The 22619-nt window shown below is 70.0% G+C and carries 12 protein-coding genes and 3 pseudogenes; 5 read left to right on the top strand and 10 right to left on the bottom strand.

Annotation, left to right across the window (positions count from 1 at the left end; genetic code table 11):
• Positions 1-3: 3 nt before the first annotated feature.
• The 3 genes from AS97_RS32855 to nrdR all read right to left on the bottom strand — a co-directional run bounded on the left by AS97_RS32855 (position 4) and on the right by nrdR (position 4266).
• A complete protein-coding gene (locus AS97_RS32855; RefSeq protein WP_014055370.1) occupies positions 4-612 on the bottom strand; it encodes a YdbC family protein in 609 nt (202 codons plus the stop codon).
• Positions 613-768: 156 nt separating this feature from the next.
• On the bottom strand, positions 769-3630 hold the full coding sequence (locus AS97_RS32850) for a vitamin B12-dependent ribonucleotide reductase (protein WP_059141613.1): 2862 nt from the start codon (positions 3628-3630) through the stop codon (positions 769-771).
• A gap of 114 nt (positions 3631-3744) precedes the next feature.
• Positions 3745-4266: a transcriptional regulator NrdR gene (gene nrdR / locus AS97_RS32845; RefSeq protein ID WP_059141612.1), complete on the bottom strand. Its 522-nt coding sequence runs from the start codon at positions 4264-4266 to the stop codon at positions 3745-3747.
• Positions 4267-4708: 442 nt separating this feature from the next.
• On the opposite strand from nrdR, the gene lexA reads away from it, so the two are divergent.
• Positions 4709-5512 (top strand): transcriptional repressor LexA, encoded by an 804-nt coding sequence (gene lexA / locus AS97_RS32840; protein WP_059141611.1) that lies wholly within the window; start codon positions 4709-4711, stop codon positions 5510-5512.
• 193 nt (positions 5513-5705) lie between these two features.
• Here lexA and AS97_RS32835 read toward each other — a convergent pair whose 3' ends face one another.
• The 4 genes from AS97_RS32835 to AS97_RS32820 form a co-directional block, all read right to left on the bottom strand.
• On the bottom strand, positions 5706-7706 hold the full coding sequence (locus AS97_RS32835; RefSeq protein ID WP_210566142.1) for an ATP-dependent DNA helicase: 2001 nt from the start codon (positions 7704-7706) through the stop codon (positions 5706-5708).
• Positions 7707-7944: 238 nt separating this feature from the next.
• Complete coding sequence (locus tag AS97_RS32830; RefSeq protein WP_125759189.1) at positions 7945-8643, bottom strand: GNAT family N-acetyltransferase; 699 nt, start codon at positions 8641-8643, stop codon at positions 7945-7947.
• Between the two features lie 77 nt (positions 8644-8720).
• A complete protein-coding gene (locus tag AS97_RS32825) occupies positions 8721-10634 on the bottom strand; it encodes an IucA/IucC family protein (protein WP_210566141.1) in 1914 nt (637 codons plus the stop codon).
• A gap of 653 nt (positions 10635-11287) precedes the next feature.
• A complete protein-coding gene (locus AS97_RS32820; RefSeq protein WP_210567327.1) occupies positions 11288-12997 on the bottom strand; it encodes a diaminobutyrate--2-oxoglutarate transaminase family protein in 1710 nt (569 codons plus the stop codon).
• A 282-nt stretch (positions 12998-13279) separates the two neighbouring features.
• On the opposite strand from AS97_RS32820, the gene AS97_RS32815 reads away from it, so the two are divergent.
• Entirely contained in the window at positions 13280-14452 is a 1173-nt protein-coding gene (locus AS97_RS32815) for a hypothetical protein (protein WP_210566140.1), read from the top strand.
• Between the two features lie 86 nt (positions 14453-14538).
• Here AS97_RS32815 and AS97_RS32810 read toward each other — a convergent pair.
• Positions 14539-14964, bottom strand: a pseudogene (locus AS97_RS32810) (IS30 family transposase); the annotation flags it as partial.
• 197 nt (positions 14965-15161) lie between these two features.
• Here AS97_RS32810 and AS97_RS32805 point away from each other — a divergent pair.
• A pseudogene (locus tag AS97_RS32805) lies at positions 15162-16156 on the top strand (site-specific integrase).
• 43 nt (positions 16157-16199) lie between these two features.
• Here the strand turns inward: AS97_RS32805 and AS97_RS32800 are convergent.
• Entirely contained in the window at positions 16200-17135 is a 936-nt protein-coding gene (locus tag AS97_RS32800; protein WP_086711350.1) for a LysR family transcriptional regulator, read from the bottom strand.
• 140 nt (positions 17136-17275) lie between these two features.
• On the opposite strand from AS97_RS32800, the gene AS97_RS32795 reads away from it, so the two are divergent.
• The gene (locus AS97_RS32795) at positions 17276-18520 is read left to right on the top strand and encodes an MFS transporter (protein ID WP_125756061.1); all 1245 of its coding nucleotides are present in this window, start codon (positions 17276-17278) and stop codon (positions 18518-18520) included.
• Positions 18521-18609: 89 nt separating this feature from the next.
• Positions 18610-19209 carry a cysteine hydrolase gene (locus AS97_RS32790; RefSeq protein WP_059146727.1) on the top strand — a complete coding sequence of 200 codons (600 nt, stop codon included), beginning with the start codon at positions 18610-18612 and terminating at the stop codon, positions 19207-19209.
• 243 nt (positions 19210-19452) lie between these two features.
• Here the strand turns inward: AS97_RS32790 and AS97_RS32785 are convergent.
• Positions 19453-22491, bottom strand: a pseudogene (locus AS97_RS32785) (Tn3 family transposase).
• Positions 22492-22619: the final 128 nt, after the last annotated feature.

Raw genomic sequence — 22619 nt, 5'->3', positions numbered from 1 at the left:
TCGTCACACCACCGTCCAGGCGGGCTCGACCCGTACGACATCGCCGGCGATCGCCGCCACATCCGCTTCCGTCTGCGCGCGCAGCCCGAGCCGCTCGACCCGCTCCACCCGGTACTTCCCGTGCTCGGCCGCCGAGTCCCACATCGACAGCACCAGGAACTCGTTCCCCGGCGCCTCGCCGAACACCCCGCGCAGCATCCCGGGCGACCCGGCCATGGCCGGATTCCACACCTTCTCCTGCACCAGCGTGAAGTGATCCACCCGGTCGGGGCGCACTCGGCAGTGCGCGACGCGCACCACGTCCGCGTCGGAGAACCGCGGCTCGAAGCCGACCTTCACATCGAATCGGTGCTCGAACAGCCGGACTTGCATATCCCGGTACGTGCCCGACTGCGCCGCCGCCAGCCGGTCGTGCGAACGCGCCATGAAGGAGTCGTAGAACGCCCGGCTCTCCCAGAACGCGAAGACATGCGCCACATCCGGACGCCCCCGGCTCCAGCCACCGCCCTGCCCCCGGAATCCCGGTTCGCCGGGCAACCCCGCCCACTTCCGCTGCCCCCGCTCGAAACCCGGGCGGTCCACCACGGTGCAGCGAATCCACTTGACCAGCACCGCGCCATCCTACGGCCGTGCGGTGGCCCCCATCACATACCGAAGAGTCCGCCCCCGGTTCGGCACCGCGCCGGACGACGCCCGGAGACGACGGCGGCGGGGCGCGAGCCCGAAGGCCCGCGCCCCGCCGCGGGGGTCATCCGTAAGGATCTGCGATCAGCTGCAGCCGCTCGTCGAACCGCAGCCCTCGCACAGGTAGCAGCTGCCCGCGCGGCGCATCTTGGTGCCGCAGGAGAAGCAGAGCGGCGCGTCCGCGTTCATCCCCAGCTGGATCTCGACCAGTTCGGTCGAGCTGTGGGCCTCCCTCACCGGCTCGGACGTGGTCCGCGGCTGGGACGTGCTGCTCTTCGGGGCGTCCACATGGCGCGGCGCCGACTGGGCCAGGCCCTCGACGTCCATCTCGTCGTCGCTGGGCTCGTAGGACCCCGTCTCCAGATGCCGCTGGCGCTCCTCGGCGGAGTGGATACCGAGCGCCGAGCGGGTCTCGAAGGGCAGGAAGTCCAGCGCCAGCCGGCGGAAGATGTAGTCGACGATCGACTGCGCCATCCGCAGGTCCGGGTCGTCCGTCATACCGGCCGGCTCGAAGCGCATATTGGTGAACTTCGAGACGTAGGTCTCCAGCGGCACGCCGTACTGAAGACCGACCGACACGGCGATTGAGAAGGCGTCCATCATGCCCGCCAGGGTCGAGCCCTGCTTGGACATCTTCAGGAAGACCTCACCGAGACCGTCGTCCGGATACGAATTGGCGGTCATGTAGCCCTCGGCGCCGCCCACCGTGAAGGAGGTGGTGATGCCGGGACGGCCCTTGGGGAGCCGCTTGCGGACCGGGCGGTACTCGACGACCTTCTCGACCTCGGGCTCGGCCTGGGTCTTCTCCTCTTTCTTCTTGGCGGAGAGCGGCTGACCGACCTTGCAGTTGTCGCGGTAGATCGCCAGCGCCTTGATGCCGAGCTTCCAGCCCTCGAAGTAGATCTCCTCGATCTCCTCGACGGTGGCCGACTCCGGCATGTTGACCGTCTTGGAGATCGCGCCGGACAGGAACGGCTGGGCAGCCGCCATCATCCGCACATGGCCCAGCGGCGAGATGGAGCGCTCGCCCATCGCGCAGTCGAAGACCTCGTAGTGCTCGGGCTTGAGCCCCGGCGCGTCGATCACATTGCCGTGGTCGGCGATGTGGGCGACGATCGCCTCGACTTGCTCCTCCTGGTAGCCGAGCCGCTTGAGCGCCTTGGGGACCGTGTTGTTCACGATCTGCATGGAGCCGCCGCCGACCAGCTTCTTGAACTTGACCAGGGCCAGGTCCGGTTCGACGCCGGTGGTGTCGCAGTCCATCATCAGGCCGATGGTGCCGGTCGGCGCGAGCACCGACGCCTGGGCGTTGCGGAAGCCGCTCTTCTCGCCGAGGCGCAGCACGTCCTGCCATGCCTCGGTGGCCGCGGCCCAGACCGGGGTGTCCAGGTCGTCCATGCGCTTGGCGACGGCGTTGGCGTCCGAGTGCTGCTTCATGACGCGCTTGTGGGCGTCCGCGTTACGGGCGTAGCCGTCGTACGGGCCGACCACGGCTGCGAGCTCAGCGGAGCGCTTGTACGAGGTGCCGGTCATCAGGGACGTGATGGCTCCGGCCAGGGCCCGGCCGCCGTCGCTGTCGTAGGCGTGGCCGGTGGCCATCAGCAGGGCGCCGAGGTTGGCGTAGCCGATGCCCAGCTGGCGGAAGGCGCGGGTGGTCTCGCCGATCTTCTCGGTCGGGAAGTCCGCGAAGCAGATGGAGATGTCCATCGCGGTGATGACCAGCTCGACGACCTTGGCGAAGCGCTCGGCGTCGAAGCGCTGGTTGCCCGCGTCGTCGTCCTGGAGGAACTTCATCAGGTTGAGCGAGGCCAGGTTGCACGAGGAGTTGTCCAGGTGCATGTACTCGCTGCACGGGTTGGAGGCGGTGATCCGGCCCGATTCCGGCGAGGTGTGCCAGTGGTTGATGGTGTCGTCGTACTGGATGCCCGGGTCGGCGCAGGCCCAGGCAGCCTCGGCCATCTTGCGGAAGAGGGACTTGGCGTCGACCTCTTCGATGGGCTCACCGGTCAGCCGGCTGCGCAGCCCGAACGAGGAGCCGGACTCCACCGCCTTCATGAACGTGTCGTTCACGCGGACGGAGTTGTTCGCGTTCTGGTACTGGACGGACGTGATGTCGTCGCCGCCCAGGTCCATGTCGAAGCCCGCGTCGCGCAGGGCGCGGATCTTCTCCTCCTCCTTGACCTTGGTCTCGATGAACGCCTCGACATCCGGGTGATCGACGTCGAGCACGACCATCTTGGCGGCCCGGCGGGTGGCGCCGCCCGACTTGATCGTTCCGGCGGAGGCGTCGGCGCCGCGCATGAAGGAGACGGGGCCGGAGGCGTTGCCTCCCGAGGAGAGGAGCTCCTTGGAGGAGCGGATGCGGGAGAGGTTCAGGCCGGCGCCGGAGCCGCCCTTGAAGATCATCCCCTCTTCCTTGTACCAGTCCAGGATCGACTCCATCGAGTCGTCCACGGAGAGGATGAAGCAGGCGCTGACCTGCTGCGGCTGCTTGGTGCCGACGTTGAACCAGACAGGCGAGTTGAAGCTGAAGACCTGGTGCAGCAGCGCGTAGGTGAGCTCGTGGTCGAAGATCTCGGCGTCCGCGGGCGAGGCGAAGTAGCCGTTGTCCTCACCGGACTTGCGGTAGGTGCGCACCACGCGGTCGATGAGCTGCTTAAGGCTCGCCTCTCGCTCCGGGGAACCCACCGCTCCACGGAAGTACTTGCTCGTGACGATGTTGACCGCGTTCACCGACCAGAAGTCGGGGAACTCCACGCCGCGCTGCTCGAAGTTGACCGAACCGTCGCGCCAGTTGGTCATGACGACGTCACGACGCTCCCAGACCACCTCGTCGTACGGATGCACGCCAGGGGTGGTGTGGATGCGCTCGATGCGCAGACCCTTGTTCGCCTTGCTTCCCTTGGAGCGGGAGCCTCGTGCCGGGCCGCTCGTCGTCTCTGTCATTCCGCCTCCCTGGTACGGGCGAAAACGCCCTGATGTGCCTATTTCTTCCCCAGGCACGTATCTGTCTTTCACCCGGATGCGGCAAGCGCCCCGGGCAGGTGTGTGGGTCGCCGGTCAGTCTGCGGCGACGGCCGGCGCGGGGGCCTCCGCGGCCCCTTCGGCGCCGGACCCGCGGTCGTGCGCGGGAGGCCGTTGCTGGTCACGCAGCTCCGCCACGGCCGCCTCGAAGTCCTCGAGGGAGTCGAAGGCGCGGTAGACGGAGGCGAAGCGGAGGTAGGCGACGAGGTCGAGCTTCTGGAGCGGGCCGAGTATGGCGAGCCCGACGTCATGGGTGGACAGCTCGGCGCTGCCGGTGGCCCGGACCGCCTCCTCCACCTGCTGACCGAGCTTGGCGAGGGCGTCCTCGGTGACCGGACGGCCCTGGCACGCCTTGCGCACCCCGGAGATGACCTTGTCGCGACTGAAGGGCTCGGTGACCCCGCTGCGCTTGATCACCATCAGTGACGCGGTCTCCACGGTCGTGAAGCGACGCGAGCAGTCGGGGCACTGGCGGCGCCTACGGATCGAGCAGCCGTCGTCGGTGGTGCGGCTGTCGACGACACGGCTGTCGGGGTGCCTGCAGAAGGGGCAGTGCATGACTCCGAACCCTCCCTCACCCTCAAGAACGACGCATGCCGGAACATGCCTGACTAGCCCCGACCGGGCCGGGAGGCCCGCCGGAACGGCCACAAGCATAGGCGAAAACCTTGGCAGCGAATCCACCAGGACCACAACTTGTGGGTGGCTTGTATCCATCTAACCACTAGATCTGGTGGCTGACACTCAACCGAGCCGCATGGCGTGTCACGACTGGGGAGCAGGCACGAGACTACGCGAGCCCCACGCGTCCCGGATTCACGGGGGTCGGGATGCAAGACTGGGGCCGCCCCCCACGGCGACCGGATCAAACGGCTCATACACCTAACCCTGTGATCACGTCAGCCCATCTGCGAAATTTCACTCGAACGTGTGTTTGGCGCAACCTTTCGAAAGCAACTACCGTTGTCCAACTAGGGAGAACATCTCGAGAGGGGCCGTCGTGACCACCACCGCAGAGAGCGCCACCGCTACCGCCCAGGAGCGCTCCCAGAGCCGACTCGAACAAACACACGCGATGAACCAGACCCACCCAATGAACGACGACGCCACGAATCCGGAAGGGCAGAAGCCCGCGCGCTCGCTACCAGGGCGACCTCCAGGCATCCGGGCGGACAGCTCAGGGCTGACCGACCGGCAGCGGCGCGTCATCGAGGTCATTCGCGACTCTGTGCAGCGGCGTGGTTACCCACCGTCCATGCGGGAGATCGGCCAGGCGGTGGGCCTCTCCAGCACCTCGTCCGTCGCCCATCAGCTGATGGCTCTGGAGCGGAAGGGCTTTCTGCGCCGCGACCCCCATCGGCCCCGGGCCTACGAGGTCCGCGGCTCCGACCAGCCCAGCGCCCAGCCCACGGACACCGCCGGCAAGCCCGCCGCCTCCTATGTGCCGCTGGTCGGCCGGATCGCGGCCGGTGGGCCGATCCTCGCCGAGGAGTCGGTCGAGGATGTTTTCCCGCTCCCCCGGCAGCTGGTCGGCGACGGTGAGCTCTTCGTGCTGAAGGTGGTCGGCGACTCCATGATCGAGGCCGCCATCTGCGACGGGGACTGGGTGACGGTGCGCCGTCAGCCCGTCGCCGAGAACGGTGACATCGTCGCCGCGATGCTCGACGGCGAGGCCACGGTGAAGCGCTTCAAGCGCGAGGACGGCCATGTATGGCTGCTCCCGCACAACGCCGCCTACCAGCCGATTCCCGGCGACGAGGCCACCATCCTGGGCAAGGTGGTCGCGGTGCTGCGGCGCGTCTGAGCGCACCGGATCGAGGTGCGCCCTGAGCGTGCCCCACGACCGGGCCCCGGGACCACTGCGCCGGTTCCGGGGCCCTGCTGTATGTGCCGACCATAGGGGCCCGTCGTATGGGGCGACCATGGCGGCCTTGGGGCGCGACGCCCCGCCAGGCCGCCTGGTCCTTGGCCCGCCAGGCCGCCTGGCACTTGGCCCGCTAGGCCCCCTGGGCCTTGGCCGCCGCGTCGATGGCGGCCAGCGAGCGGCGCACCTGGTTGCGGTCGGTCGTGTACCAGAAATCCGGCATGGACTTGCGGAGGAACGAGCCGTAGCGGGCCCGCTCGACCCGCGGATCCAGGACGGCGACGATCCCCCGGTCGTCCGAAGCCCGCACGAGCCGGCCCGCGCCCTGGGCCATCAGCAGCGCGGCATGGGTCGCGGCGACGGCCATGAAGCCATTGCCCCCAGCCTCCTCCACCGCCTTCTGGCGGGCACTCATCAGCGGGTCGTCGGGCCGGGGGAAGGGCACCCGGTCCATCACCACCAACTGGCAGCTGGGCCCCGGCACATCGACGCCCTGCCAGAGGGACAGCGTGCCGAAGAGGCAGGTCCGAGCGTCGGCGGCGAAGGCACGGATCAGCTCGCCCAGCGTCTCCTCGCCCTGGAGGAGGATGGGCGCATCGAGACGCCCGCGCAGGTTCTCCGCGGCCGCCTGGGCGGCGCGCATGGACGAGAACAGCCCGAGCGTGCGACCGCCCGCGGCCTCGACCAGCTCGGCGAGCTCATCGAGCATGTCGGCGCGGCTGCCCTCGCGGCCGGGCTGGGCGAGATGCTTGGCGACGTAGAGGATCCCCTGCTTCGAGTAGTCGAAGGGCGAGCCGACGTCGAGGCCCTGCCAGCGCGGCGCGGTCTCCTCGCCGCCCTCCGGATCCTGCGGGCTCTCGGGGACGAGACCGAGTGAGGCCGCCACCCCGTTGAAATCCCCGCCCAGCTTGAGCGTGGCGGAGGTGAGGACGACGGACCGGTCGTCGAACAGCTTCTCGCGCAGCAGCCCCGACACGGAGAGCGGGGCGACCCGCAACGAGGCGCCGAAGCGGTCATGCCGCTCATACCAGACCACGTCGTACTCGGAGCCCTCGACGATCCGCTCGGCCACCTGGTGAATGTTCTCCACGGAGCCCAGTGCCTGCTTACGGATCGCGTCCTCGTCCTTGACCGAGGCGTCCCGCGTGGCGCCGAGCGCCGAGATCACCGTGCGGGCCGCGTCGCGCAGCGCCATCAGTACATAGCCGAGGTCCTCGGGAATCTCCTCAAGACGGCCGGGCAGGGCGAGCTCCATCAGCCGCTCGAAGCCCTCCGAGGCGGTCTGGAGGGCGTCCGCCGCCTGCTCGTTGACCAGCTTCGCGGCACGCCGCACAGCCCGGTTGACCTGGCCGGGGGTGAGCTCCCCGCTGGCGACACCGGTGACCCGGGAGACCAGCTCATGCGCCTCGTCGACGATCAGAACCTCATGGCTGGGCAGCACCGGGGCGCCCTCGATGGCGTCGATGGCGAGCAGCGCGTGATTGGTGACGACGACATCGGCGAGCTTGGCCCGCTCACGGGCGGCCTCGGCGAAGCACTCCGCGCCATAGGCGCATTTGGACGCGCCGAGGCACTCCCGGGAGGTGACCGATACCTGGGACCAGGCGCGGTCCGAGACACCGGGGCTCAGATCGTCCCGATCACCCGTCTCGGTCTCGTCCGACCAGTCGCGCAACCGCAGCAGGTCCTTGCCGAGCTTGCTGGTGGGCGTGGCGGCCTCGAACGGGTCGAACAGGCCGGCTTCATCGGCGTCCTCCTGCGGGACGCCCTCGTGGAGCCGGTGTAGGCACAGATAGTTGGAGCGGCCCTTGAGCATGGCGAACTCGGGGCGGCGGCGCAGCAGCGGATGCAGGGCCTCCACGGTGCGGGGCAGGTCTCGCTCGACGAGCTGCCGCTGCAGGGCGAGGGTCGCCGTGGCGACGACGACACGCTCGCCGTGTGCGAGGGCGGGCACCAGATAGCCCAGGGACTTCCCGGTGCCGGTACCGGCCTGAACCAGCAGGTGGGAGCTGTCGTCGATCGCCTCCGCCACGGCTTGGGCCATGGCGGTCTGACCAGGGCGCTCGGTGCCGCCGACAGTGGTGACGGCGGCGTGCAGCAGATCGGCGAGTGGAGGCGAGGACGATTCAGTCATAGGGCTGCCAGCCTACGGGGCGGCACCGACATCACTCCCGTCGGTGTGGTCGGTGACGGACGGTTTCGGCGAGCGCGGGGCTCGGGCAATTCCCCGGTTCCTGGGACGGACGGCCCCCGCTTCCGTGGGACGACCGTCCTCGCTTCATGGGAACCGGGACCCGGCGAGCGGTGTATCAACAGTGAAAGCTCGCATCGAAGCAGGCACATCGCCGGGGGGCACCGATGGTCGCGGAGGTTCACAGGACGGGTCGCAGGGCACGGTCGCGCAGCATCAGCGCGGCGCGTTTGCCGGGGAGTTCGACTTCCGCGGAGAAGCGGAATCCGGCGCCGAGGAAGGCGGCGACGGAGGGGGTGTTGCGAAGATCCGGTTCGGCCACGACGCGGGTGCAGGACGGACGGTGCTCGAGGACGAGATCGGCGGCCGCGCGGAGCAGGGCCGTCCCCAGGCCACGGCCACGATCGCCGACCCGGCCGATGAGCAGGTGGATACCCGTGTCATGCGGCCGGGCCGGGTAGTACCGCGCGAGCGGGTCCAGATCGGCGCGGTACACCTCCCAATAGCTCATCGGGGTGCCATCCAGGACACCCAGACAGGGCACGCTGCGGCCGTCGCCGTCGAGCTGGTCCCCGAGGTGGCTCGCGGTGGTCTCGTCGGGGCCGTCGAGCTCCCAGAATGCGGCGACGGAGGGGTCGTTCATCCATTGGGCGATGAGCCGAAGATCGCGCCCGATGCGGACCGGGACGAGCTGGAAGGTGCCCAACGGGGTGTTGGTGGGCCGCCATTCGACGATGTGGTCGAGCAGATCCGCCCGGCTGTCGGCCTCCCGTCCAGTGGAGCCCAGGTCGATGAGTCGTGCGATGTCCTCTTCCTGGCGCAGCCGCATGTCAATGGTGTCGTCGGTGCTGGAGCTCGTACTGGAGTCGGTGTGCGGCACGGCGACGCTCTCCTCTCGGGGGTCTCGGCACGTCGTGAGGGACGTGGGGGTGAGGGGCGTGATCGCGGGTCGCGGAGTCAAGCCATGGGGGATACAGCTGGGATGCCGGAAGGAGAGACAGAAGTGGCAAGGGGGTTGGCGATGGTCACATAGACGGACTGGGTGTCCACGGGTCCCACGAGTTCGTCCAGGCCGCGCAGCCGCGTGAGCAGATTGGCCTTGCAGCGCAGGGTGGGCGTCTCCAGGAGCAGGGCGGGAAGCGGTGAGCGGGTTCTGCCGGGGCCGGACGCGGCCTCGGTGAGAAAGCGGCGGAACGCGGCCAGCAGGACGCGCTCGTCGACGAGTCGCTGGGACCCGAAGGCGCCGATCATTCCGAGGACGTTGTTGACACCCAGGTAGTAGGCGAACCGCTCGTCGGTGACCTCATCGGGGACGAAGGTGTCGCTGCGGCCGCCGATACCGGGCAGCCGGCGCTGGAGTTCGGCATGCCGGGACGCGCGGAAGTAGTAGCCCTGGTTGTCCCGGTAACGGCCGCCGATCGGCCAGCCGTCGGGGTCCAGCAGCACCAGGGTGTTCTGCTGGTGCGCCTCGAGCGCGATACCGGCTTCTCCGTCCAGCCAGAGCACGGGGCGGACGACCGTGTGCAGATAGCGCAGGAACCACTCCGCGCCGACGGCCGCGGTGGAACGGCCGGTGCGAGCGGCGAGCCGGGCGACGAGGTGGGCGAGCCGGGAGCGCATCACCGGCTGTCCGCGCCAGGGGCGCAGCGCGAGGAGCCCGGCGACGCAGACGGCGTCGTCGCCAGGGCCGAACGGGTTGTGCCGGATGACGACGTCGAGGCCGGTCACGGGTTCGCCATCGGGTCCGTCGACGGCGAGCCAGGCCGGGTCCCGGACGATGTCGAAGCCGGGGAATCCGGGGAAGGCCGCCCTCCACTGCTCGGCCAGTCCGCTGCGGAGCAGTCGGTGCACCTCGACACCGCGGCGGAGTTCCTTACGGAGGTTTTCACGACGGGAGTTGGTGATCCGCAGAGCGAGGGAGAGTTTCAGCATGGCAGGAGCACCGGGCCGGTAGACGGTGCGGACCGAGGAGGTCGGGTGCCAGTGTCCGCCGGACGGCCCGAGGTCGTGCAACAAGCCGGAATCGAAGAGCGCGGCGGCGTCCGGGCGGTGCCGGATCTCGCGAGCCTGCCAGGGATGCAGCGGCAAGGGCACGGTTCCGTCCGGCAGTTGGAGGCCGCTGCCCGCCAGGGAGAGGGCGAGCCGCTCGGCTGGCACGGTCCGGCCGCGCTCCGTCCAGGCCGACTCGCAGGCCAGCACGGACCGGGCGACCGCGATCCAGTGAAGAGGGAAGGAGCCACGCGATTCCGGTGAACAGACGGTGGATTCACTGTCGGAGAGGCCCTCGCGGCTCTTCGGCGTGGGATGCAGGGGGTGACCGAAGAGGAGGGACTGTTCCGCGTTGAGAAACGGAGTACTCGTGCCGGGATCGGCGGGCGCCGCCCGGCGGTGGGCGAGAAAGAGGGCGGTGCGTCGTACGGAGTCCGCGACACGGGCGACGAGTTCGGTGGCGTCCGCGTCGGGGTCGTCCCGTCGCGCGCTGTACGCCGCCTCGCGGGTGAGCAGGGCCGCGAGGGTGACCGCCCCGACGGCGGGCGCGTCGTGAGGGCCGTGCTCCAGCAGCGGCGGGCCGAAGCGGTGCCAGCCAGTGGGCGACCAATAGCGCACGGGGACGAGGAGGACGGTTCCGCTGGCGGCGAGGGGGATGCGCAGGGTGTCCCCGTCGGGGCGCGCGAGGCCGCTCTCACGTACCCAGCAGCGCAGCAGGTTCTCGACGCCCGCGCCGTCGGACGCGATCTGCGGGTCGGGGTCGTCGAGCGGATCCACGCCGACCACACGGGCCCGGTCGGCGGGCGCGTCATGGCTGTCACGGTCCTGCCGGGGAACCACCCTCGCGGGGAGGGGCGGCCCCTGGGCGGGCAGTTGCGGCACGGGCGGCTCCTCCGGCGATGACTCCGGGGCGGAGGGCTGGGGTGCTCTCGCTCCCGTACTCGCTTCCGCCGCGCCGACGAGCGGAGCCCTGGCCAGCGCCACCGCTAGGGGCAGTGGCTCCTCCGTGGGGGGCAGCGGCTCCACCCCCTGGGATGGTGGCACCGCCGCCGGGGGAAGTGTCCCTGTCGCCGTGGGTGATGGCAGCGCAGCAAGGGGTGGGACCACCGCCGGGGGTGGCACTGCCGCCGAGGGTGCTGGCACTGCCGCCAGGGGTCGCGGCACCGCAGCGGGGGGTGCTGACGGTGCTGGGTGCCCCGCCTGGTCTCCGGCGGCCGTCATGGCGGTGGACGGTGCCCTGACCGTCGAGACCGCCGCGGGCGGGGCGGGCGGGGCGGGTGGTCTGGTCGTCCCGGCCGGAGGAGGCGCCGTGTGGGGCGGATGTGGGAGGGGCGGCGGCGGGGGGCCGGGGTGGGCGGGGTCGCCGGAGTCGGTCAGGGCGCCGGGCACGGGCTGCGGTCGGGGAGACACGGGGGCTCCCCCGGGGGTGTGCGGCATGGTGGGTGCGGCGCGGGCATCACGGCGTTCACGTCCTGGGCCCGGCGCCTGCCTCCTTCGGTGGTGCGATGGGGTGCGGTCGTACGGTGCGGGGCACGTCAGTGGCGGTTTCCGGCGAATGGTGGGGCGAATGGGCCAGCGGCGGTCGGGAGTTCACCGGAGCGGGAGCGGGTTCCGGAGGTGCGGATCGCCGCGTCCAGGGCGTCGGCGAGCCGGTCCAGAACGGCCTCTGTCTGCTCATCGGTGATGGTGAGTGGAGGGAGGAGGCGGATCACCGCGTCGTGGCGTCCGCCGAGTTCGACGATGAGCCCGCGCCGCAGGCACTCCTGCTGGACGGCCGCCGCGAGCGCGGGATCGGCGGGCGGGGCTGCCGTACGCGTGACACCGGGGTAGGGGGCTCCCCCGCCCAGGACTTGGCGCGCATCCTCGCTCAGGGTTCCGCGCGCGCCCCCGCCCTCGGTGCCCGTCAGCCAGGCTCCCTCACACGGGGTCACTTCGTCCGGAGCCTCCTCGATCGTGGATTCTCCGTACGGGCTTGTGCCGCCCGGGGCCCCCTCCCAGTCGGCGTACGCGACAGGCCCGAGCGCCGCTGCGAGCCCGACCCGCGCTGCGGACCCGGCCTGCCCGGCCTCCGCCCCGACACCCGCCTCCGCGATGGCCCCCGCCTCCGCGGTGGGTCCGGCCTCCGGGGCGACCAGTTCCAGTCCGATCATGAGGCCGCGGCCGCGTACCTCCCCGATCTGGGGGCGTCCGGCGGCGAATCGGCGCAGCCGCTCGAGCATCCGTCGGCCGACGACCGCCGCGCGCTGGGCGAGATGGTTCACCCGGACGTACGCGAGGGTGGCCGTGCCCGCGGCCATCGCCAGCTGGTTGCCGCGGAAGGTGCCCGCGTGGGCTCCGGGAGGCCAGACGTCGAGCTCCTCCCGGTAGACCACGACGGCCAGCGGCAGGCCCCCGCCGATGGCCTTCGACAGCACCATCACATCGGGCACCGTCCCGCTGTGGTCGACCGCCCAGAAGGCCCCGGTGCGCCCGACGCCGGTCTGCACCTCGTCCGCGATGAGCGGGATGGAGCGGGCCTCGGTGATCTCGCGCATACGGCGGAGCCAGCCGTCCGGTGCCGGGATCACCCCGCCCTCGCCCTGTACGGGTTCGAGGATCATCCCGGCCGGGTCGGGCGCCCCGCCCTTCGGGTCGTCGAGCAGCTTCTCGGCCCAGCGCGCGGAGAGTTCGGCACCGCGCTCCCCGCCGACCCCAAACGGGCAGCGGTAGCCATACGGAAAGGGCAGCCGGGTCACACCGGCCGCAGAGGCGCCACCGGAGGCGGCCAGCGCCCCCGCCGTCATGCCGTGGTAGGCCCCGGAGAAGGCGAGCAGGCCATCGCGCCCCGTGGCGATCCGCACCAGCGTGAGCGCGGCCTCGACCGCGTCCGTGCCCGCCGGTCCGCAGAACTGCACCCGCGCGCCGGCGGCGAGGCCGGGCGGCAAGGTGGCGAACAGCTCGTCCGTGAAGGCGTCCTTGACCGGTGTGGCCAAGTCCAGGACCTGCAGCGGCGCTTCCGAATCCAGAACGGCCCGGATCGCTTCCAGCACCACCGGGTGGTTGTGCCCCAGAGCCAGCGCCCCGGCCCCGGAGAGACAGTCGAGATAGCGGCGGCCGTCGGCCCCTTCGATCGTCATCCCCCGGGCGCGGACCGGGACGATGGGCAGCGCCCGGGCATAGGTGCGGGCGGCCGACTCACGCAGCGCCTGGCGCCGCAGAATTCCCTGGGTGGCGCCACCGTCGTCGGAGACGGCGGACAGGGCCATCGGCGGGAGCTGGGTCACGGCCACGAGTCTCGGTCCTCCTGCTGCTGAACACCCTCCGGCTGTCCCCCGTACGTACCAACGACGCGTAAGGCTCTGGATCACGGGCTTGGCGAAGATCCTTGCCGCAGGGGGCGAAGATCCTCGCGGCCGGGAACCAAGGACCCGCTCGCAACCGTCGTAGGCGGCACCGGCATAGTGGGATACCACCCCATTGCCGGGGCGGTGCATGACAATTCCACATAGGCCGTAGAGCAGATCAGTACCTCAGGGGGACTTCCGCCCATGCCATCCTCACGCCGACCCGCACTGGCCGTGGCTGCCATAGCCTCGGTTCTGGCGCTCACCGCCACCGCGTGCGATTCCTCGGACGACAACACCGACGCCCGGCCGACCGCGTCGTCGGAGCAGGGCGTGGACGGCATCAAGCTGCCCGACGACCTCAACGACAAGTTGAAGAACCTCGGCATCGATCTGGATCAGTGGAAGAACGGTGCCTGGAACAAGTGGGACCGGGACGACTGGCTGCGCGAGGCCGGTGACTTCATCAACCCGATCATCAAGGGTCTGTGGAAGCCGGACCGGATGCGCGACGCGCAGGAGCCCGACAAGCCGGTCGACAACAGCGACATCGCGGACGACCAGGGTGTGACCGACCCCGATCCGCAGCCTGTCCCGGCCAAGGCGGTCGCCAGCCCGTACAGCTCGAAGGTCCCCTACGCGGGCAAGGTGTTCTTCGACGGCCCCGAGGGTTCGATGGTCTGCTCCGCGACCGTGGTCGAGGACCCGGCGCACCCCGGCAAGTCCAATTTGGTGTGGACGGCGGGCCACTGCGTCCACGCGGGCAAGGGCGGCGGCTGGTACAAGAACCTGATGTTCGTCCCCTCCTACAACGACGCGGGCAAGTCGCAGGCGGAGCTGGAGAACGCCACCAAGGAGGAGCTGGCTCCCAAGGGCGTCTGGTGGGCCGACTGGGCGCAGACCTCCTCACAGTGGATCGACAGGGGCGCGGCCGTGGGCGGCAAGGGCGCTCCGTACGACTTCGCGGTGATGCATGTGAAGCCGGAGGTCAGCGGCGGCAAGTCGCTCGAGGAGATGGTCGGCGGCGCGCTTCCGGTCGACTTCAACGCCCCGGCGGTGAAGTCCATCGACGAGATCACGGCTACCGGCTACCCGGCCGCCCCGCCGTTCGACGGCCAGAAGATGAACCAGTGCGCGGACAAGCCGGGCCGACTCTCCCTGGATGCCAAGCAGCCCACGATGTACCGCATCGGCTGCACCATGACCGCGGGTTCCTCCGGCGGTGGCTGGGTCGCCGAGGGCTCGGACGGCAAGCCCTCGCTGGTGTCCAACACCTCGATCGGCCCGTCCAACGCGACCTGGCTGGCGGGCCCGCACCTGGGACCCGAGGCGAAGGGCGTCTACAACGCGGTCAGCAAGAAGTTCGCGAGCCAGTGACCGGCTGAGCCGGTAGCCGTCGGGCACCACACGACGAGGGCCCGCTCCCGGAAGGGCGAATTCCAGGGGTCGTAGCAACACAGTGATCAACTGGCTGTCGCCAGGAGCTTAGCGAGACGCTCGGCTGGGGATTCCCAGCCGGGCGTTTTGCGTGGGCGACTGTTCAGCTCGGCGGCGACGGCGTCCAAGTGCTCGCGGGTGTGGGCGGAGAGATCTGTGCCTTTGGGGAAGTACTGCCGCAACAGGCCGTTGGTGTTCTCGTTCGAGCCGCGCTGCCAGGGACTGCCCGGATCGCAGAAGAAGACGGGCATGTCCGTGGCGGTGCTGAACTCCGTGTGCAGGTGTATCTCAGAGCCTTGGTCCCAGGTGAGAGAGCGCCTGAGCTGGGTGGGCAGGGTCGCGACGGTGCGGACGAGTGCGTCGCGCATCTGGGCGGGCTGGCGGCCGTCAGGCAGGTGGACCAGGGCGACGAATCGGCTGGAGCGTTCGACGAGCGTGCCGATCGCGGACTTGTGGGCCTCTTGGGGGTTGAGGAACATCGGAACGAAAACCGGCGCTAAGGGTTCGTCGGGCCTGGTGGGGCGGCTGACGGACCATCGGTTGCCGGACCTGCCTGAAGTCGTTCCACGGATAACACCCCAATATCTGCGGTAACTTGATCCGTCACCTGCGGTGATGTTCTCTGGCCGCTACGTGAAGCGGCCCTGTTATCTGTGGCAAGGGGGAAGCAGCGCCCACCGTCGTGCAGCTGCCGGCCGGGAAGGCGTTGACCGTCCGGACGGCGGCGGACGTGTTCCTCGACTCGCTCGGCAACCCGAACACGGTCCGGAACTACGGGATTGGGGTGGGCAAGACCGCCGCGCGGCTCGGCGAGGGCCGACCGCTGGCGTCGGTCGCGGACGATGAGATCGGCGAGGCTCTGGAACTGCTGTGGGGCACCGCGGCGGTGAACACGTGGAACGCCCGCCGGGCGGGGGTGCTGTCCTGGCTCGGCTGGTGCCGTGAGCGCGGCTACGAGGGGCCGATGGTCCCGTCTGGGCGAAGCGGCTGACGGTGCCGGACTCCGAGACCCCGGCCCGCTCGAAGATGGCCGTGGACCGGCTGATTGCCCGGCGTGAGGTTCACCTGCGGGAGAAGACGCTGTGGCGGATGCTGTACGAGACCGCCGCCCGCGCGGAAGAGGTCCTCGGCGTGAACATCGAGGAACTGGATTTCGCCGGGCGCCGCTGCCCGGACAAGGCGAAGGGCGCCGGGACCAAGGCCCGCCGCCGCGGCCAGGCGCGCGAGGACTTCGTGCTGGAGCCCGTGTACTGGGATGCCGGCACTGCCCGGCTGCTGCCCAGGCTCCTCAAGGGCCGAACCCGCGGGCCGGTGTTCGTCACCCACCGCCGCCCGGGGCCGGGCAAGGTCGTCAGCCCACGCGACGTGTGCCCGGATACCGGGCTGGCCAGGCTGTCGTACGGGCAGGCCCGCGCTCTGCTCGACGAGCACACCGCGCTACGCGGGCCGGGTACGGGCTGGGACCTGCACGAGTACCGCCACTCCGCCCTGACCTATCTCGGCGAGCAGGGCGCCTCGCTGTTGATGCTGATGGCGAAGTCCCGGCACAAGAAGCCGGAGAACGTCCGTCGCTACTTCAAGCCCTCCCCGGAGGCGATCTCCGAGCTGACCAGCCTGCTCGCCCCCGGCGACGCCCGCCGTTGACCGTCTGCGCTTGACAGGGCTGGCCGCGTGGGTGGTGGGCCGTTCAGCGCGGAATCACCCAGCCCGGTGCCCAGGTGCCGGCGGCGTCGTGGTCGGCCGTCGTGGCGGCGAGGTGGGTGCGGAGGGTGGCCAGCGCCGGGTGGGGGTTGTCGCGGTGCCAGAGGAGCGAGTGCGGGTAGACGGGCGTCGGGTTGGTCACCGGGATGCGGCGCAGGCCGTGGTCGGCGGGCCAGATGAGGCGGGTGTGCTCGCCCATGAAGGTGGCCAGGGCCGGGGTGTCGGAGATGGTGTCGAGGAGCGCGTCGGAGCCGAAGTTGGGGCCGGTCACCTCGATGGTGAGGCCGAACTCGGCGACGAGGTCGTCGTAGTAGGCGCCCCACTCGGTACCGGGGGCGATGCCGGGCATCCAGATCCGGTGCCCGGTGAGCTGGGCGACGGTCACGGACCGGGCGCCTGCCAGTGCGTGGGCGGGGCCGGTGAGGAGCTGGAGCGGCTCGTCGAGCACCCGGATGGACTCGATGTCCTCGGGAAGGGGCCGGCCTGGCGCGGCGACGGCGCGGAAGGACGCGTCGATCGCACCGGAGCGAATGGCGGTGACGGCGGTCTCGATGTCGAACAGCATCATCACGTCGAGGTCGATCTCGGGGTGTGCGCGGTGGAAACCGCGCATCAGGCTTGACTGCGCGCTGCGCGAGGCGATCACGTCGACGCGAAGCGGACGGTGGCCGGGGCGCACGGACGCGCCTGCACGCTCGGCGACGCGCAGCAGCTCGCGTGCGTGGGGCAGGAACGCCTGACCATCGATGGTGAGTTCAGCGCCGCGTGGGGCACGGGTGAACAATCGCACGCCGAGGGTGCGCTCCAGCGCGGCGATGCGTTTGGAGACGGCCTGCTGGGTGATCGACAGGTCGGCGGCGGCTTTCTGGAACTGGCCCGCTTCCGCGACGGCGACGAAGGTACGTACTGCTTCGAGATCCACGCCGACCCACCTTAGTGAACAACTGATTGTTGTGGATTGCTGGCAGGTCAGTTGTTTGACCTGCTGTTGTCCTGCCCGCTTATCTCTCAACGGTCAACGTCAGGTTGTTCGGGTGGGACCTCAAGGGGAGTGCGCTGAGCATGGTGGGCAGGAGACGGTTGGGCCGGCAGTTCGGCTGGCTGTGGGCGTCATATGCGGTGAGCGCATATGGGTCCGGTCTGGGGTTCGGGGCGTTGCCGCTGATCGCCGTGCTGGTGCTGCATGCCGGACCCGCTGAGGTGTCCGCGCTGTCGGCGGTGGGGCCTGCGGTGGGTGCGCTGATTGCGGTGCCGCTCGCGCCGTGGGTGGAGTTCCGGCGCAAGCGCCCGGTCATGATCATGATGGACCTGGCCCGGTTTGCGGCCATGGCGACGATCCCTGTCGCCTACGCCTTCGGATGGCTCAGTTTCGTCCAGCTGCTCGTGGTCTCGGCCGTGGTCGCCGCAGCCAAGATCGCCTTCAATGCGGCCAGCGGCGCCTACCTCAAGGCCCTCGTGGGGCCGGATGACCTGCTCGTCGCCAACGCGCGGTTCGAGTCCACAAACTGGAGCTCCATCGCAGTGGGGCCACCGCTGGGCGGGGCGGCGATCGGCCTGTTCGGGCCGGTCACCACCATGGTGGCCGACGCGATCAGCTACCTGCTCTCCGCGTTGGGCATCACCGCGATCCGCGGCCAGGAAGAAGCGCCGCGAACGACCGACAAGAGCCCGGTCCGGGCAGGCGCACTGCTCGACGGCTGGCGACACATCATGGGCCACCCCGGTTTGCGGCCGCTCTACCTCAACCAAATGGTCGTCGCCGGTCTGATCATGGCCACCGAGCCGCTGCTGGCCGTGCTCCTGCTTCGCCAACTCGGGTTCCCACCCTGGCAGTACGCCCTCGCCTTCGCCGCCCCCTGCCTCGGCGGACTCATCGGCTCGCGGCTGGCCCGCCGTGTCGTGGCCCGCTTCGGCCGGCACTGGGTCTTCCGGACCGTCGGCACCCTGCGCGCCGTCTGGCTGATCGGCCTGGCCTTTGTCCGTCCCGGCGTCGTCGGACTCGTCACCGTGATGGCCGTCGAGCTGGCGATCATCATCAACATGAGCCTGTACAGCCCGGTTCTCGCCACCTACCGGCTCGAACACACTCCCGAGCATCTCGTCGCCCGCACCTTGTCGGCCTGGTCGATCGGGCAGCAGGCGTCCATCGCCGTCCTCACCGCGCTCGCCGGGCTGCTCGCCGACGTCACCAGCCCACGTACCGCTCTCACGGTCGCAGGACTGCTCATCCTGACCACACCGCTCCTGCTTCCCCGACAGGACCAGACGTCGCAGCACGAGCCGGAACTGTCCCGCAGCCACTCATGAGGCACCACAACTTGCCACCCGCAGGCCGCAGCCGGTCCGCCGGTGCGTGCCGCGTCGACCCGGCACACCACCGGTTAAGGAGAACTCGCGTGAACACTGCCCCCGCGCTTGACCCCACCCACACCGCTCTTCTCGTCATGGATTACCAGCCCGCGATCCTGGCCTTTGTGCCCGAAGGCGAGGACCGAAACGCGCTGCTCGGTCGTGTGGAAGGGGCCGTCGCCGACGTTCGCGCAAATGGCGGCACCATCGCCTACGTACGCGTCGGCTTCACCGATACCGACTGGGACGCGATCCCGGCCTCCAACAAGTCCTTCGCCCCGCTGGCCCAACACCGCGTCATGCACCATGAGGACCCTGCCGCTGCCATCCACGAGCGCCTGGCTCCCCAGGACAGCGACATCGTCGTGCGCAAGATCCGCTACGGCGGCATGTCCACCACCGACCTCGACCAGCAGCTACGCGAGCGCGGCATCACCACTCTGGTCGTCTCCGGCATCAGCACCAGTGGCGCCGTCCTGTCCACCGTCATCGACGCGGCCGACCGCGACTACCAGCTCTACGTCCTGTCCGACGGCGTCGCCGACCCGGACACCGAAGTCCACAATGTCCTGCTCCATCGCGTCTTCCCCTCACGGGCCCACATCATCGACACCACCGAGCTGCGCGCCCTGCTCCGTGCTGACTGACTCGAACCACGAGCCGATCCCACTCACGGCCGCCGCACCCACCCGGTGCGGCGGCCGCCCACACCCCAGTGCCGGCCGGCCCAGCAGCGGCCCGGAGCTTCACCGCCGCCTACCGCACCCGCCGCCTCCCGTAGCCGCCGCAACCTCAGTCGGCGTTAAGTCTCCCGGCCCCTTGCAATCCGGTGACCAGCGCAAACGTCACCGCCGGGATAGCCCCGGCGGTGAATGCCACCCGCACCAGGTTCACGCCTCTTCGGCCGCGTCCGGGTCTCGCAGCGGACGCAGGCCGCCGGGCAGGTCGGGAAGCTGGAAGGAGTACCGGCCGACCATGTTGATGTGGTGCCGTACGAATGGCGAGAGGCGGGCCACGTCCTCGTCACGGACGTCGAAGCCGTCCGCCCGCAGCTGCTTCACCGCAGCGTCCATGTACCGGGTGTTGAACAGCACGAGGGCGTTGAGGACCAGGCCCAGCGCCCCGATCTGGTCCTCCATACCGTCCTGGTAGCGCTGGTAGAGCTGCCCGTGCCTGCCGTGGAAGATCTTCCTGGCGAGAGAATGGCGGCCCTCCTGGAGGTTGGCCTGGCTCTTGATCTGCCGCCGGTAGCCGGGCTCGTCGGCCAGGCGCAGGATGTGCAGGGTTTTCGCGATCCGCCCGTAGTGGGCAATCGCGTCGCCGAGCGGGGTTGGGCGACCGTCCCGCGACAGCATGCGGATGACGTCGTACGCACGCACGGCTCCGGTGTGGATGGAGCCGATGATGCGAAGGATGTCCTCCCAATGGCGTTCGATGCGGGCGAGGTCGACCCGGCCGCGGGCCGCGTCCTGGAAGGCGCCGTAGTCGGCGGTGCGGTCGATGCGCCACATTCTCTGATCAGGCAGGTCGGCGAGCTGCGGCGCGTACGCGAAGCCGGCCAGAGTGAGCAGGCCGAAGACGATGTCGCTGTAAGAAGCGGTGTCGGTGACGATCATCTCGGGGCGCTTGCCGCCATCGCGGTCGTAGAGGACGTCCAGTACGTACAGCGAGTCGCGCGGGGTGCCTGCCACCACCTTCCCGCCCAGTCCCGCGGCCTGGTCGTTGATCATGTTCAGCCAGGTGGCGCCGCCCCGGCGCCCGAAATACTTCGGGTTCGGCCGCGCGTACACCGACGGCACGGGCACGACGAACCGCATGCCGTCCACGGAGGCGACCAGGCCGCCGCCCCACGCCTGCGCGAGCGGGATGGCTGCCTGGCAGTCGATCAGCCTGGCGTTCGCGGCCCGGTACGTCGCCAGCCGCAGATACGTCTGGTCGACATGGGACAGGCGCCCGTACTTCAGCGCGTCCGCAGCCCCGATGACCGGGGTGTAGCCGACGTTGCAGCTGTGCGCGACCAAGAGCGCGGCAATGGTCACGTGCAGGTCCTTCAGCCGGGCCTCGCCGCCGGTGACCGAAGTGAACGCCTGATCGGCATCGGTCCACGAGAAAACCTCCAGCAATGCCTCCGGCAGGTCGACCCGGGGCAGCATCGCCTCCACTGCCTCCCGCAGCTGGCGCAGGGAGGCGGGTTCCGGCTCCGGCTCCAGGGCTGCGAAGTGCAGGCGGCCGTCGTCGTCGAACACGATCTGGGAGTTCGCCGGCACCCGCGCGGCGACCTCGCGGTAGGTGCCGTCCAACAGCGCGGCCCGAGCCGCCAGGTGCTCCCCCGCCTCGGCGGGCAGGTTGAGCGAGGCGAGCACGGTCGGCTTGGCCTGCTCCCACGCTTCCCCGTCCAGCAGCTTCGCCCTCGGGTCGCCCCACTTGGAGGAGTTCTTCGCGAACACCTGCTTGCTTCGCAGCATCCGGTGCACTTGCTCCAGCACGCAGAACGCGTACGCCTTCCAGTCGACCGTGCCTGGCTCCAGGTGCGGCGCGGACAGCACCAGGCGCCGCCACGACCCGGTGACCAGGCCGGTGTCGATCTCCGCTGGGCCGACCTTCTTGCGTCCCATCAGGTCCGGCAGCGACTTCAACGCCTTCAGGACCGGCAAGCCCTCCGGCGTGGCGCCGAAGTCGACCACTGTCACCAGGAGCTTCAGGAACGGCCGTACGGTGCCGAACCGGGTGACCAGCTGGGTCCGCCATGCCTCGTCCGCGTCCGAGTCGAGCGGAGGAGTCAGCTCGAACAGCGCGGCGATCGCCGCCGCCAGCTCGTGCCGGGGCACCACCTGCTCGATCCGCTCCCACATCGCCTCCAGCGTCTCCACCTCGGGCGGGGTGATCTCGCCGGTGTCGGTGTCGACCTGCTCGCTGGTGCTGTCGAACACGATCTGGAACGCGGCGGCCAGCTTCGCCGACGCCCTCTCCACGCGCGGCAGGGTCTTCAGCTTCTCCTTCGCCGTCTCCCGCTCCGCCCTGGCCAGCAGCTTCGTCGAGATCAGTACCTCCAGGAGGTCCAGGGCGTCATCGACCGCCCGGGACGTCAGGTAGACCGCAGTGGCCAGCAGCGTGGCCAGGCGCCGGGAGTCACCGTGCCGCTTGAGCAGCGAACGCCTTGCCATCGACCCCGTACCGCGACAGCTCCGCCAGCCGCCGCGGCGGTATCGCGGACACGTCCACCTCGCCCATCCCGAAGGCCGCGATCTCCTCTGCTCGTTCCAACGCCCACTTCATCTGTGGCCCGGAGATCCGCACCGGACCCCGGCGCAGCCGGTCCAGCTCCGACACCCGGGCGCCCGGCGGCACCGTCAGCAGGGAGTCCAGCACTGCCCGCTGACCAGCGCTCAGCAGCCCGTAGAGGGTGTCCCACAGCCGCTGGTTCGCCGCCTCCCTCACCGCGGCCACCAGCCGGGCCAGCGTCGTCACCCCGGGCAGCAGCACCCGCCGCTCACGCAGCCACCCCGCCGCCGCGTCGAACAGCGCCTTCGGGCCCTCCCCGGTCGTCCAGGCCCGCGCATCCACCCACGCCCGCAGCTCCGCCTCCGACTCGGCGAACTCCGTGTACTCCAGGACCCGCCGAGCCGGGTGTTCTCCCGCTCGCCGTATGCCTTCAGCGCCGACCGGTCCGCGACGCCCAACTGCTCGGCGAGGTAGTTGACCGCCTCCGCCGGCACGTCCGTCGGATCGTCCAGGAACACCCCGAGGAATCGCACCGTGGTCATCTGCACCGCGAACCCGAGCCGGTTGTGAGCCCGCCGCTTCGGCTCGATCAACGCCCGGTCCGCGTCATCCAGGAAGAAGAACCGCTCCAACTCCGTACGGGACGGCGCCCCGTCGTACGCCGCATACTTCGCGGCTTGCTCATCCGTCAGAAACTCGACCGGCACCCCGGACCTCCAGACAGTCAGTGATCAACACGACTGCCGAAGGCTCCGCCCCCGCCGAACCCCAGGTCAAAGCGCTCTCAAGCCCTCCAGGGGCTTAGCGCCGGTTTTCGTTCCGATGTTCCTCAACC

It is taken from the genome of Streptomyces sp. AgN23, assembly GCF_001598115.1.
In the GTDB taxonomy this organism is placed as follows: Bacteria; Actinomycetota; Actinomycetes; order Streptomycetales; family Streptomycetaceae; genus Streptomyces; species Streptomyces antimycoticus.
Note: the sequence above shows the minus strand (reverse complement) of the source record. Positions and strands in the feature narration are given on the sequence as shown.

What these genes read in the sequence shown, in the direction of transcription:
- AS97_RS32850 (WP_059141613.1), bottom strand. Translation starts at nt 3,630, where the DNA reads ATGACAGAGACGACGAGCGGCCCGGCACGAGGCTCCCGCTCCAAGGGA.
- nrdR (WP_059141612.1), bottom strand. Translation starts at nt 4,266, where the DNA reads ATGCACTGCCCCTTCTGCAGGCACCCCGACAGCCGTGTCGTCGACAGC.
- AS97_RS32835 (WP_210566142.1), bottom strand. Translation starts at nt 7,706, where the DNA reads ATGACTGAATCGTCCTCGCCTCCACTCGCCGATCTGCTGCACGCCGCC.
- AS97_RS32820 (WP_210567327.1), bottom strand. Translation starts at nt 12,997, where the DNA reads ATGGCCCTGTCCGCCGTCTCCGACGACGGTGGCGCCACCCAGGGAATT.
- AS97_RS32815 (WP_210566140.1), top strand. Translation starts at nt 13,280, where the DNA reads ATGCCATCCTCACGCCGACCCGCACTGGCCGTGGCTGCCATAGCCTCG.
- AS97_RS32795 (WP_125756061.1), top strand. Translation starts at nt 17,276, where the DNA reads ATGGTGGGCAGGAGACGGTTGGGCCGGCAGTTCGGCTGGCTGTGGGCG.